The organism is Butyricimonas sp. (assembly GCF_019423355.1).
GTDB lineage: Bacteria > Bacteroidota > Bacteroidia > Bacteroidales > Marinifilaceae > Butyricimonas > Butyricimonas faecihominis.
Genome location: NZ_JAHZBP010000011.1, coordinates 108,944 through 122,473 on the forward strand (window position 1 = coordinate 108,944; position 13,530 = coordinate 122,473).

10 protein-coding genes are annotated in these 13,530 nt (G+C 43.7%); 2 read left to right on the forward strand and 8 right to left on the reverse strand.

Annotated elements, in window-relative coordinates; genetic code table 11:
• Positions 1-9 precede the first annotated feature (9 nt).
• Positions 10-3,060 carry a tetratricopeptide repeat protein gene (locus tag QVC79_RS14690; protein ID WP_270593195.1) on the reverse strand — a complete coding sequence of 1,017 codons (3,051 nt, stop codon included), beginning with the start codon at positions 3,058-3,060 and terminating at the stop codon, positions 10-12.
• A 325-nt stretch (positions 3,061-3,385) separates the two neighbouring features.
• On the opposite strand from QVC79_RS14690, the gene dnaK reads away from it, so the two are divergent.
• Positions 3,386-5,299 (forward strand): molecular chaperone DnaK, encoded by a 1,914-nt coding sequence (gene dnaK, locus QVC79_RS14695; RefSeq protein WP_270593194.1) that lies wholly within the window; start codon positions 3,386-3,388, stop codon positions 5,297-5,299.
• 150 nt (positions 5,300-5,449) lie between these two features.
• Here the strand turns inward: dnaK and QVC79_RS14700 are convergent, their stop codons facing one another.
• Complete coding sequence (locus tag QVC79_RS14700; protein ID WP_124317191.1) at positions 5,450-5,839, reverse strand: response regulator; 390 nt, start codon at positions 5,837-5,839, stop codon at positions 5,450-5,452.
• Positions 5,840-6,219: 380 nt separating this feature from the next.
• Here QVC79_RS14700 and QVC79_RS14705 point away from each other — a divergent pair, with 380 nt between their 5' ends.
• Positions 6,220-6,549 carry a DUF5684 domain-containing protein gene (locus QVC79_RS14705; protein WP_027201036.1) on the forward strand — a complete coding sequence of 110 codons (330 nt, stop codon included), beginning with the start codon at positions 6,220-6,222 and terminating at the stop codon, positions 6,547-6,549.
• 47 nt (positions 6,550-6,596) lie between these two features.
• Here QVC79_RS14705 and dacB read toward each other — a convergent pair whose 3' ends face one another.
• The 6 genes from dacB to ftsZ all read right to left on the reverse strand — a co-directional run bounded on the left by dacB (position 6,597) and on the right by ftsZ (position 13,519).
• The gene (gene dacB, locus QVC79_RS14710; RefSeq protein ID WP_270593193.1) at positions 6,597-7,973 is read right to left on the reverse strand and encodes a D-alanyl-D-alanine carboxypeptidase/D-alanyl-D-alanine endopeptidase; all 1,377 of its coding nucleotides are present in this window, start codon (positions 7,971-7,973) and stop codon (positions 6,597-6,599) included.
• Positions 7,970-8,167 carry an exodeoxyribonuclease VII small subunit gene (gene xseB, locus QVC79_RS14715; protein WP_034502262.1) on the reverse strand — a complete coding sequence of 66 codons (198 nt, stop codon included), beginning with the start codon at positions 8,165-8,167 and terminating at the stop codon, positions 7,970-7,972. The genes dacB and xseB overlap by 4 nt, the downstream gene beginning before the upstream one ends.
• A 13-nt stretch (positions 8,168-8,180) precedes the next feature.
• Complete coding sequence (xseA, locus tag QVC79_RS14720) at positions 8,181-9,560, reverse strand: exodeoxyribonuclease VII large subunit (protein ID WP_270593192.1); 1,380 nt, start codon at positions 9,558-9,560, stop codon at positions 8,181-8,183.
• A gap of 77 nt (positions 9,561-9,637) precedes the next feature.
• A complete protein-coding gene (gene yihA / locus QVC79_RS14725) occupies positions 9,638-10,240 on the reverse strand; it encodes a ribosome biogenesis GTP-binding protein YihA/YsxC (protein WP_118302812.1) in 603 nt (200 codons plus the stop codon).
• An 89-nt stretch (positions 10,241-10,329) separates the two neighbouring features.
• Positions 10,330-12,168: a DEAD/DEAH box helicase gene (locus tag QVC79_RS14730; RefSeq protein ID WP_270593191.1), complete on the reverse strand. Its 1,839-nt coding sequence runs from the start codon at positions 12,166-12,168 to the stop codon at positions 10,330-10,332.
• A 139-nt stretch (positions 12,169-12,307) separates the two neighbouring features.
• Positions 12,308-13,519 (reverse strand): cell division protein FtsZ, encoded by a 1,212-nt coding sequence (ftsZ, locus tag QVC79_RS14735; RefSeq protein ID WP_270544882.1) that lies wholly within the window; start codon positions 13,517-13,519, stop codon positions 12,308-12,310.
• Positions 13,520-13,530 lie beyond the last annotated feature (11 nt).

Genomic DNA, 13,530 nt, shown 5'->3' on the forward strand with positions numbered 1-13,530 from the left:
ATAATCGTTTTATTTCCGAATCTCCATTTCTTTCGACAAGAAACGCTGTAATTCAATCGCCTCCCTGTTCTTCGGGTCCAGTTCCACCGCCTTTTGAGCCATTTCAGTGGCAGTAGCCCGGCGTCCCGCGGCAAGTTCACATAGCGCACGTAACAATACAAACTCGCTATCCTCCTTGACCCCGTTCATCTGTTTCAACAATTTCTCGGCATCTTCCATGCGTTTTTGCTGAATCAAAGCCCGGAGTTCAATCTTCTGCAACGCCTCTTTATCCCGTCCTTGCTCGTGTAACAATGACGAGACCTGTTCCAGTAACTTGTAGTTATTCACACGACAGTAACATTCCGCCAAAGAAAGCAACACCCGCTCATCCGCCCGTTTGGCTCTCACCACCTTCTCGTAAGGTTCTATCGCTTTCGAATAACTCCCGTTTCGCCGTAGAATATCCCCACCCAAGGCCAACGCCTGCACGTTTCCACCGTTATACCTCAACGCTTTATTGACATAGTCCAACGCCTCCTTATCCTTTCCCTCCGTGTAGTAAATCAACCCCTTCAGATAATAAGACGAGGACGCCACGTCATTTTGGGCCAACATCGCATCAACCGCCTGATGAGCCGTCGCGAACTTTTTCAAATCCAAAGCACTCAACGCCCGGATATTCAACGCATCCATCAACTGCGGTTGCCATTTCAGAGATTCACCCGTACACCGAAGAGCCTCTTCCGGTTTACCAATCGTGTAGTACATCCGGGATAAACGCATCCACATTTCCTCGTTCCACGGGTGATCTTTCAAATAATTCTCCAATTTCGCGATCGCCTCCGGGTACTTCTTCTGTTCCTCCAACTTGATCGCCTCGTAATCATCCCTAGACGTTCTCTCACCCACCACGCACATCGGCAACCCATCGGCATCCACCGAGTATAAAAAGCCCTCTTTCACCGGGAAAAGACCATTTTTCAACTGGAAACTATTGATATACACGTTATCGAATATCATGTAATCCCACTCCTTGCTGAATTTATCGTAATATCGGCTATACACGATGGTTACATTCGTATCTTTCCGGAAATAATGTTGCAGATTCGCACTATGATTCGTCACGATCCGGAGAGGACGTCCCTTATAATCCACGTTCTTCTTGAACCAATCCACCCCTTTCTTCAAGGAATTATAATAATAGTCTGTTTCGTAATCCCCGTAAGCACCTCGCAATCCTCCCACCAACTCGCTAAAATAAACATAGTCATTGGGATGATTCACGGCCATGTGACGTGCAGGCAGGAATAACAACCCAACAAACACGACCACCATAACGCCCTTCAAATATTTAGGGGAAACAGATAACATTAACGTCCAGAACCGGGCTGCCAACAACACCATGAAAGGCATCACGAACAACAAATGACGAATTCCCCCGTACAAATTTGATTTCTGGTAAATCACCCAAAACACGGGAAATACCAGTGAGAATAAAATGAAGAACGACAACAGAGAGAATTCCTTCTTCCGGAAAGCCATGAAAAAGAGGTAACCGATAAAACCGGCCACCACCACTAAGGGAGACCCAATCATCAGGTATTTCGGGGCGTAATGGACAGGCAACATATTCGACATCATCTGTTCGCCCTCGAATATCGTGCGCAACCCGATATTATAATTCGTGAATTCCTTTAACGACACAACCACGTTAGTAAACGGGCGAGCCAACGCGAAAGGCCACGTGATGATAGACAAGAAATACCCAACAAATAAAACGAGTATAATCAAAAACAGAATGTTTTCGACTTCCTTACGATATTTCATAAATTTATAAAACTCCTTAAATCCGACCCACAAGATGTAAAACAAACCGCCATACATCAACAAGTACGGGAACAAAAGCAAGCCCCCGGAACGGGTTCCCAGTGCCAAAGCGATTCCCAGCATGGCCCCGATCATGTGTCGTAGTTTGACCACGGGATAACGATCGAACATCCGCACGAAGTAGAATATGGCAACCAAGTATCCCACGGCAAACGGAATGTCCTTCAGGTTATTCATACTATGCCCGAAGAAACGAGGCGAAAAAAAGAGTAACAACATGGAAATCAGTCCACACAACCCTCCCCCGAAACGCATTCCCAACAGACCGATCGCAATTACCCCCAAAGCTCCCACCAAGGCACACACGACATGGCGCACGGCATAGACATCATCCGCACCGATCACGTTAGCCACAACGGCCGCCACGACCTGCATCGAATTACCGTAAAGATGTAAAGCCGTTTTCGGCTGATTCAACGCGGCCTTATCTCCTTTCGTGAAGAAATCAAGCACATAACCGGAATGCCGGTGATCGACAAACTCGTCCCCGCTAATCCCGTAATCCTTGCTGATATAAGGCATGTAAAAAAAGACGAACAAACCGAATAACAGCATAAGCATTCGGAATGTCATATCCCGACGAGACCGACCGGAAACATCAAACAAGGTGGTAAAGAAACGGCCTGTGGTCAAAAAACGAAAAGGTATCTTCCAAAAATAATTCACGGCAGGGTTCGAAACGTTTTCCGAATCTTTCCAAGTAACAGGCACCTCCAAGGTCCCGAATTTCACGAAAGCTTTCTGTAAACTGTAACTCACAGCCCGCAATAGATTTCCGTCCAAGTCATCCCCGGCGTAAGCCTTCATGAACAAAGACTTGTTACCGATCAACACAGGAGAATCCGTGATACTCCGATCACCTCGCCACAGGACTGCATCCACAAACCCAAGCCACAGCTTACGTTTCCGGTTACTCACGTAATAAACATGATCCTTTCGTTCCGTTTTTCCGTAAGCTTGCCCAAGAGCGTTCAACACGGGCAGGGCCACCCGATCCAGATCGACAAGCATTATATCCTCGGCCTGTACCTCTTGTAACACGTTTAGAAACTCTTCATGCTGACAACCAACCCGCAGCAGGATGATATTCTCCTGCAATAATTCTTTATTGGCATTTAAAACGGGTAATTGAAAATCAGCATTTCTCGTGAAACCAATTACCTGAATAGACTTATTTACGACTTCTTCCACTGTAGAATCTTTTACACAACTAGTTAATATATCTCACCGCCCACTTACGACCTTTAACGGGTATAAAGATATAAAATAAGTTATCAACTCCCAATACTCTTTCTGCCATTTCATTGTCAGATTGAAACGTCTTGACCGGTTCGATTTATGACGTTCTGTCAGTAAACGTGACACCAGTCACATGTCTGTAAGAGATTTTTATGAAAATAAGTCTTATTTGGGAACTGGCACACCGTTTGATAAAAGATAAATGTTCTTGAAACTATTCAGGGACAAAGAACGAAAAAGTAAATAGAAAATAATAACATTATAAATATTAAACAATATGGGAAAGATTATTGGTATAGACTTGGGAACCACGAACTCTTGCGTTGCCGTAATGGAAGGTAACGAGCCGGTGGTGATCCCGAACAGTGAAGGTAGGAGAACAACACCATCTATTGTTGCTTTTGTTGACAATGGCGAAAGAAAAGTAGGTGACCCTGCAAAACGTCAGGCTATCACGAACCCGACGAGAACAATATATTCTATCAAACGTTTCATGGGTGAAACCTATGATCAGGTAGATAAAGAAATCAATCGTGTAGCTTACAAAGTGGTAAGAGGAGAAAACAACACCCCGCGTGTTGAAATCGGAGACCGGAAATATTCCCCGCAGGAAATTTCTGCCATGATTCTTCAAAAAATGAAGAAGACAGCCGAAGATTACTTGGGACAAGAGGTATCAGAGGCGGTAATTACCGTTCCCGCATATTTTAACGACGCTCAACGTCAAGCGACAAAAGAGGCCGGAGAAATTGCCGGGTTGACAGTGAAACGTATTATCAACGAGCCGACTGCCGCTGCATTGGCTTACGGATTGGATAAACAAGATAAAGATATGAAGATCGCTGTTTTCGACTTGGGAGGCGGTACCTTCGATATTTCTATCTTGGAATTAGGTGACGGAGTGTTCGAGGTTAAATCAACCGATGGTGATACCCACCTAGGAGGTGATGACTTCGATGACGTGATTATCAACTGGTTGGCTGACGAGTTCAAGAAAGACGAGAACGTGGACATCCGGAAAGACCCGATGGCTCACCAACGTCTGAAAGAGGCTGCCGAGAAAGCTAAAATCGAGCTTTCCAGCTCAACCTCCACGGAAATCAACTTGCCGTACATATTCCCGGTTGACGGAATTCCAAAACACTTGGTAAGAACCTTGACCCGGTCACAATTCGAACAATTGACAGACCATCTGGTGCAAGCTACTATCGAGCCTTGTCGTCGTGCATTGAAGAATGCAAACGTGAGTGCATCAGACATCAGCGAGGTAATTCTGGTAGGTGGTTCTACCCGTATCCCGGCTGTTCAGAAGAAAGTTGAGGAGTTCTTTGGAAAAGCTCCTTCCAAGGGAGTTAACCCGGACGAAGTTGTTGCTGTTGGTGCAGCTATCCAAGGTGGTGTATTAACCGGAGAAGTTAAAGACGTGTTGTTACTTGACGTAACCCCGCTTTCTTTAGGTATCGAAACATTAGGTGGAGTGATGACGAAGTTGATTGAATCCAACACCACGATCCCGACCAAGAAATCAGAAGTATTCTCCACGGCTGCCGATAACCAACCGTCTGTTGAGATTCACGTGTTACAAGGAGAACGTCCTATGGCAAAAGACAACAAGACAATCGGACGTTTCCACTTGGACGGACTACCACCAGCCCCGCGTGGAGTGCCACAGATCGAGGTTAGTTTCGACATTGATGCCAATGGTATTCTGAAAGTATCTGCAAAAGATAAAGCTACCGGAAAAGAGCAATCTATCCGAATCGAAGCTTCATCCGGACTTTCCGACTCCGACATCAAGAGAATGAAGGACGAGGCTGCCGCTAATGCAGAGGCTGACAAGAAGGAAAAAGAGCGGATTGACACGATCAATAAAGCCGACAGCATGATCTTCCAAACAGAAAAACAATTGAAAGAGTTTGGAGACAAATTGCCTGCCGACAAGAAACAACCGATCAAAGCTGCCCTGCAAAAACTGAAAGACGCTCACAAGGCTCAGGACGTTACCGCTATCAATTCGGCTATTGATGAACTGAACAACGTGTTCCAAGCTGCATCTCAAGAAATGTACAATGCCCAACAACAACAAGGCGGCGCACAACAAGGAGCCCCTCACGCTGATCAACAACAACAAGCGAACAATGGTGGAAAAGACCAAGAAGTAACTGACGTTGACTTCGAGGAAGTGAAATAAAATTCTAGCATCTACATAAAAAAGCTGTAAACAAATAAGTTTACAGCTTTTTTCATACCCAATAACACCTTCCTTATACACGACATGGAAATCCATGATGAACTTCCATGCACATAAATTAGAAATACAATAATTTTATAACAATATCAATCAAACCAAATACTTAGCAATCGTTTCCTTTAATAAAGGAGCTGACAACGGCTTGGTCAAATAATCATTACAACCAGCCTCTAACGCTTTTACCCGATCGTCATCAAAAGCAAATGCTGTTAAAGCTATAATCGGAATTTCTTGAGAAACTTTACGAATAATTCGAGTAGCCTCTAGCCCGTCCATTTCCGGCATTTTAATATCCATAAGAATAAGATCCGGCTGGAATTGTTCATATATCTCAACAGCTTCTTTTCCATTCCAAGCGTGAAGTAAATTATACATTTTTCCGATAATTGCTTTTAATAACAGAAAATTACTCTCGACATCTTCTGCCACTAAAACGGTTCTTCCCTCACTAACATTTCCTTTAATTTCATTATTTTCCATATCGTTATACCTTTATGATAGCAATTTCTTGATAAGGAATTGTAAATTTAAATATAGAACTTCTTTTCTTCGGATTCGATCGATATACCCTCTCCCTCTCCTCAACAGATATCCTATCGTTAATCCCAAACCAACACCTAGGGCAAAGGTATGCAATTTTGTGAAATGATCAAATTTTGTCGAGACTTTATCTTTATCGCTTCATTTCCATACACTCTACTTCAAAAACGAAATCCTACAATTCCTTGAAAGAAAAAAGACGCACGATAAACATCAAAAATCTTTGACATTCATATCAATTTTTATACATTTGCAACAGAAATGCTGTGTGGCAAAAAGGAATTCTATTACTATAAATGTTTAACTAAAAAATCAGAACTATGTTAGTATCTATCATTTACTTGCTTATTGTCGTATTATTACTTGTTTCAATGTGGAAAGTGTACGAAAAAGCAGGAAGACAAGGCTGGGAAGGCATTATCCCTATTTACAATCTTTACGTAATGCTCCAAATCATTAACAGACCGTGGTGGTGGCTATTGATTATGATCTTTGTTCCCATTGCGAACATCATCTTCTCGATCATTGCTTTAAAAGAGTTTTTAGAGAAATTTGGAAAAGGCATCGGATTCACCATTGCAACTATTTTCTTCCCCTTTATCACCTTCCCGATGTTAGCATTCGGAGATGACCAATTCAAGAATGAATAATTCGTTCTATATATTTAGAATAAAAACCGGCGTTTTGCCGGTTTTTTTCATTTATCTGCAAACTCTTTCAATAAATCCCTAATGATCTCCTGCACCTTCACGGGATCACCCACGTAATTATTCACAAGAATCGTAAAAGCTAACGTTTCTCCTCGTTGAGTTTTCAAATACCCGGCAAGCGCCCGAACCCCGGACATAGACCCCGTTTTGGCAAGAATATTCCCCCGTAAAATTGGATGATCGGAATAAATTCGTAATCCCCAATCCACATTTCCTTGTGGTAAGGAGGCAACAAAAACATCACTTAAATGTCCCTTTGCCCAAATCAATAAATCCGTGAATACTTCCGCCGGAACGGCATTCGCTGGCGATAAACCACTGGCATCTTTCAACGTAATTCCACATGAATCTATTCCCATACCACTTAATTCTGCCTTCACTGTTCTCGCGTAATCTGTCGGACTGATTAATTCGCCCAAAGCCTCGGCAAAAAGATTGATACTATTCTTATTGGTATAATAAACAATATCTTTTAAAAAAGGAGAGACTAACGTAAACAAAGCGTGACGCTCTCCGTCTTCTATCTTTTGTTTATCCAACGTGATACCTTTCCCCTTCAATCGCTTTTCCAGTTCTGCCCTAAAACAAGCATCCGGGTGATGTATAGCCCCCTTCACCGCAAAAGAAGAACGATTAGCCGGGATTGTCCCCTGAATTAATAATGTCGCAGCCTCCGGTCCCCCGTATATCCACGCATCATTTCCATTTTTAGCGGAAGCCATCACTTCGTTCCGCAATTTTACTCCCGGAACAGAAGGCACGACAGACACGACCTTGGTTTGTGTACCCGGTTGTCCGGATTTCAAGTTTATCGTGTACGTATTATCCCGATAATTAAATGAATGATAAAGAGCCCCATAATAATTTGCCACGTCTTCCCACGGCCAAGACCCCGGAATACGGGCTGGTTCACCTTCTGTCTCTATAATAATATTTCCATGAATTCGTTTAATCCCCAAGTTCACAACTTTAGAAACAAGACTATCCATAAAGCACGTTTTTGGAAAATATTTTGAATCTAATGTCGGATCACCTCCCGCCTGTATAACAATATTTCCAGAGAGTTTCCCTTCATCAATCTCCCCTGTATAAAAAACCTTTGTTGAGTAAGTTAAAGAATCCCCTTCCCGTTTTAATGCTAATGCAGAAGAAAGCAATTTAACCACGGAAGCCGGACGTAATGCCATTCCCGGATTATGCTCGTACACAACCTGTCCCGTTTCCACGTTCTTCACGCAAACCCCTATCGCTGCATGTTTCACTTCATCCCTTCCCCACAAATTTCGTTCTCCTGTTCGAGTCTGCCCTAACGCAGAGGTCACTGAAATCAGCATGCAAAGAAACAGCCAACCGGATTTCATCATTCGGTAATTGATTTCAACACGTTATTTACATCCTCTTCCGTCCGGTGTAATTTACCCTTACAAAACTCAACAAGCACCGCCATACGCTTTACCTTCTCGCTCAGCTCATCCACATCCAACTTATTTTCTTCCAACAACTTCACCAAGCTTTCTATCTCCTCCATAGCGGATTTATATGTCAATTTTTCTTCCATAACCGATTATATATTAGATGTTTGTTTCAATATCTTTTATTTCACTTCGAATAACTCCCTTGAACAATTCTGTTTCAAGCACATCCCCTTTCTTCACACGATCCGTCTCCCGAACCGCCTTTCCATTGATGCGAGTAATCGAGAACCCCTTTTCCAGTATATTTTTCGGATCAACATACTTCATTTTCGTTTCTGCCAACTCCAGAAAATAACGATTAGCCGTAAACAATTCTGTTGTTTTACGTACCATCGTCTTTTGCATATCGTCCAAACGATTCCTCTGACGCTCAAACAAGGCTCCGACCTTCCCTTCTACCTTCATCTTCAATTGATTCAATCCATTGATTCGCTCCTGTACAAAAAGCCTTGAGGCGTGTTCTACTCTCCGGGACGACAAGGTCAAATTATTTGCCTGTCCCTCTAAAAAAAGACGGGTAAATTGCTTGAACTCCGTAATTCGTACTACCTGACGAGTTTTTTCTTCTTGCAAAATTCTTCTGGTTTCTCTCACCAAGGTTTCCTTAGCGTCCTCCAAAACACTATCCACCTCGTTAAAGCACTCAATCAGAAAAGCCGCCGCTGCCGTTGGGGTCTTCACACTCCGATAAGCCACCCGGTCCACGATCGTTTCATCCCGTTCATGTCCGATACCTGCAAGAATAGGAATAGGAAACTGCGCCACGTTAGCAGCCAGCTCGTAGGAATCAAAACTACCCAAATCCGTTTGTGAACCACCCCCTCGAATAATCACCACCACATCAAAAAGTGATTCATACTCGTAAATTCTTTCCAAGGCAGCAATAATAGATTCTGTTGTTTTCTCCCCCTGCATAACGGCAGGAAACAACTTGGTATGAAAAGCATACCCGTAAACATTACGATGTAACTGATCCACGAAATCACCATACCCGGCAGCCGTAGGGGAAGATATAATAGCCACCGTCTTCGGCAACACCGGAAACTCCAATTCCCGATTCATATCAATTACCCCCTCTTGCGTCAATCGATCAATAATCTCTTTACGTTTCCGCTCCAGATCTCCAACCGTGAAAGTCGGATCAATATCTTTTATATTTAAAGAATACCCGTACAACTCATGAAAAACGATCTCCGCACGAACCAGCACCTTGATCCCTTTCTGTAAAGATTTTCCCGTGGTTGTTTCAAAATAAGGTCTTAGCATCCGATAGGTAAAAGCCCATATCGTAGCCCGAGCCGTGGCTATCACCGCATCATCTTCCTCCCTCTTCTCTACCAATTCCAAATAACAATGCCCGGACCGATTTTCTTTCACATCGGCAATCTCGGCTATCACCAAAAAACTATCCGGGAAACGACTCTTCAACTCCCGTTTCACCAAACTATTCAATTGGTATAATCCAATAGCCTCCATGTTAATTTATGATTTAAAGATTCTGTGATTGCCGATTCTATGATTTCATGATTATAAAATCATTTCATCACACCATCTTATTCTAGTTCCAATCTATTCAACTCAGAAATATAAGACAACAACTCCACCCGTCCCAATTTTGTTTCAGCAGAAGTAATAAACGCCATGGGCATACTTTCCCATGTATCTTTCATCTTTTCCTGATATTTGGCAATACAATTCATTCGTTCCGTGGTCGTCAACTTATCAGCCTTCGTGAAGACCATAACAAAAGGCACCCCATTCTCTCCCAGCCACTCCATGAAATCGAGATCAATCTTCAACGGATCGTGCCGGCTGTCAATCAACACGAAAAGACATACCATATTCTCCCGTTTTAAAATATAATTCTTTATCATAGAACTGAATTGTCCTCGCTGAGATTTAGATGTTCTGGCATACCCGTATCCGGGTAAATCCACCAGATACCATTCATCATTAATCAAAAAATGATTGATTAATTGTGTCTTTCCCGGACTGCCGGATGTCTTGGCCAGTTTACTGTGGTTCGTTAACATGTTAATTAACGAAGATTTCCCCACGTTCGATCTCCCGATAAATGCATATTCGTGTCTATCCGGATCCGGACACTTCTTCACATCCGTGTTACTTATCACAAAATTGGCACTCTTAATTTCCATCATTTTTCAATTTGAATATATAAACATTGAACATGTGAAAATGTAAAAGAAACTTTACATTTCCCATGTTCAAATGTACAAATTATTTTCTAGCCGCGAGAAGACGATCTATTGAAATTTCTCGGCTTTTTCGGATCACTTCCCGGTCTTCCTCTTCTCTTTCCACCACTCTTTTCTTCCCGACGTCCGCCACCTCGGCTATCTCGCTTGTCCCGATCTCGACGTTCCCGTCTTCCGGAAAACTCGCCTCGACCCCGGTCGTCCCGACGACGTCCATTGTCCCGAGTCGGGATAGCCTTTATCTCCAATGGAATACCATTAAAGAGAACCTTGCTGAAATCTACGGCGAAATCAGATGCACTCTCCTCGTCAATCTCGAATTTAGTATCTGTATCAAAAATACGAATACCTCCGACACCAATCCCCCGACGACGAGAATATTTATTAATCAAGCCCATCAAATCACGAGGTGTCAACCCGTCTTCCCGACCGACATTCAGCATAAACGTGCTGTACACAGTCTCTTCTCCACGTCCCCGACGGTCACGTCGATCTCCCCGATCTCCACGTTCACCTCGCTCTGAACGACCTCCACGGTCATCCTCGCTAATATTCAAATCAGCCGTATTCTTATACTTCTTCAGTAACTTACCGAACTCATAGGAAACCAAATGTTGGATCAACTCTTCTTTCGTCAGCTCTGCGAACTTTTCATACACATCCGGAGCATACAGATCCATATCCTCTTGATCCTCCGATGCTAAAATCTTATCTGCATAGAATGCCAACTGAGCCCGACAAATCTCTTCCCCTACCGGAACTTGCTTGTACTCGAACTTCTTTTTCAAGATACCTTCAATCCGACGCAATTTCCCTTTCTCTTTCGAGTGAATAATCGCAATAGAGATTCCTTCCTTTCCGGCACGTCCCGTTCTACCGCTACGATGCGTGTAACTCTCCACGTCTTCCGGCAAATTGTAATTGATCACGTGTGTCAGGCAATCCACATCCAACCCACGAGCTGCCACATCGGTTGCCACCAACACTTTCAGCCGTTTCGCCCGGAAAGCGTTCATCACGTTATCCCGCTGCGCTTGGCTCAGATCCCCATGTAATGCATCGCAATCAATCCCATCACGCTGCAAATGTTTCGCTATATCCTGCGCATCATTCTTCGTTCGGGTAAAAATAATAGCGTACATACTGGGAGAGCAATCCACAATTCGACGTAACGTCTCGTAACAATCTTTCGCACGAACCATATAATATTGGTGAGACACAGTGTCTGCACCCTGATTCTTTTTCCCCACGGAAATCTCCTTCTGGTTCACCAGATAATTCCGGGCTATCCGCTCTACCTCTTTCGGCATTGTTGCCGAAAACAAATATGTATTTTTATCCTTAGGCGTGTTACTCAAGATAAAGTCCAGATCTTCTTGGAATCCCATGTTCAACATCTCGTCGGCCTCATCCAGCACGACAGCAAACACGGTCTCGATATTCAATGCCTTCCGGTTCAACAAGTCAACCAAACGTCCCGGAGTAGCCACAACCACGTGTACCCCCTTCTGTAACTCTTTCATTTGCCTTCTAATATCCGTACCCCCGTACACACAGGTCACACGAATATCCGGAAGATACTTTGAATACTTTTTCAAATCACTCCCGATCTGCATACACAACTCACGCGTGGGACTCAGAACCAATATCTGTACACTATTCCATTCCGGATTAATTTTCTGTAATAACGGCAATCCGAAAGCCGCTGTTTTTCCCGTCCCGGTCTGGGCTAACACAACCAGATCATTTTCTTCGCCCAAAATAACAGGGATGGCCTTCTCTTGTACCGGACTCGGTGTTTCAAACCCTAAATCTGCAATTCCTTTAAGAATTTCCCCGTCTAATCCTAATTCTCTAAATTTTTCCATTAAACTGTTTTAAATTACCCCCTTACAATTTCGGATTTAGTGATTTTTGATTTTAGATTCCTCCCCACGAGGCTAACACCTCTACTTATAACCAGAAATCACGTAATCGCTAAATCATTATCATTAAATCACTAAATCGCTAGGGTCTGTCTATTTTTAAATGTCTCCGTGTATACGCCGGAGTCGTTGCCAATTCTTCTACTTTTTCGGGTGACAGATCCGGTTGAAGCACAACCTCCGATTCCTTTAAAATGACCTGTACGTAATCCTTTACCCCGTCCTTGATCTTCTTCGTACGGGCGGCATCCACCGCCTCCTCCGAAACATCATTCACGGACGCAACTCCCTTCAAGGGTTTCGTGAACGTGTTTTCCACGTCCTCCATGGGAAAGCCGGTAGCAATCACCGTCACGGAAATTGCATCTTCCAGCGCCTCATCGGTTCCCACACCCCAGATTATAGCTGCATTATCACCTACTTCCTTAATCACGTAATTCGTGATTTCACTCATCTCATCCATCGTAATTTCATCCGTCCCGGATGTAATATTCAACAAGATGTCACTAGCTCCCAGTATATCGCTCTTATTCAGCAGAGGGCTATTCAAAGCCTCGGCAATCACCCGCTTCGCCCGGTCTTCACCGGAGGCTTTCGCCGCACCCATAATAGCAATTCCACTATCCGTCATCACCGTTCTCACGTCGGCAAAGTCGACGTTTATATATCCCGGTAACGTGATAATCTCTGCGATACCCTTGGCAGCAATATTCAACACGTCGTTAGCCTTGGCAAATGCACTCGACAATGTCTGCGATCCGAATATCCGTTGTATCTTCTCATTATCTATGATAATCAAAGAATCCACGTGTTCTTTTAATCTTTTTACCCCTTCACGAGCCTGATCCAAACGTTTCGGCCCCTCGAAACGGGAAGGTATCGTAACAATACCCACCGTCAGAATACCCATATCCTTGGCAACCTTGGCAATCACGGGTGCCGCACCGGTCCCGGTACCACCTCCCATTGCTGCCGTGATAAACACCATCTTCGTATTGGTACTCAACAACGCTTTTATATCATCAATACTCTCGTTAGCGGCAGCCTCTCCGATTTCCGGTCGGTTCCCCGCTCCCCGTCCTTCAGTCAGGGTCTTCCCCAATTGAATAATGGTCGGAATAGGACTATGTTCCAATATTTGCGAATCGGTATTACACAACACGAAATCCACGTCACAGATCCCTTGCCTGTACATGTATTCCACAGCATTACCGCCACCACCTCCGACTCCGATCACCTTAATAATCGGGGTAGTAATCTCAAACTGGTTAAAATTTATCAATCCATCTACCATGATCGTCCATT

What these genes read in the sequence shown, in the direction of transcription:
- dnaK (WP_270593194.1), top strand. Translation starts at nt 3,386, where the DNA reads ATGGGAAAGATTATTGGTATAGACTTGGGAACCACGAACTCTTGCGTT.
- QVC79_RS14700 (WP_124317191.1), bottom strand. Translation starts at nt 5,839, where the DNA reads ATGGAAAATAATGAAATTAAAGGAAATGTTAGTGAGGGAAGAACCGTT.
- QVC79_RS14705 (WP_027201036.1), top strand. Translation starts at nt 6,220, where the DNA reads ATGTTAGTATCTATCATTTACTTGCTTATTGTCGTATTATTACTTGTT.
- dacB (WP_270593193.1), bottom strand. Translation starts at nt 7,973, where the DNA reads ATGATGAAATCCGGTTGGCTGTTTCTTTGCATGCTGATTTCAGTGACC.
- xseB (WP_034502262.1), bottom strand. Translation starts at nt 8,167, where the DNA reads ATGGAAGAAAAATTGACATATAAATCCGCTATGGAGGAGATAGAAAGC.
- xseA (WP_270593192.1), bottom strand. Translation starts at nt 9,560, where the DNA reads ATGGAGGCTATTGGATTATACCAATTGAATAGTTTGGTGAAACGGGAG.
- yihA (WP_118302812.1), bottom strand. Translation starts at nt 10,240, where the DNA reads ATGGAAATTAAGAGTGCCAATTTTGTGATAAGTAACACGGATGTGAAG.
- QVC79_RS14730 (WP_270593191.1), bottom strand. Translation starts at nt 12,168, where the DNA reads ATGGAAAAATTTAGAGAATTAGGATTAGACGGGGAAATTCTTAAAGGA.
- ftsZ (WP_270544882.1), bottom strand. Translation starts at nt 13,519, where the DNA reads ATGGTAGATGGATTGATAAATTTTAACCAGTTTGAGATTACTACCCCG.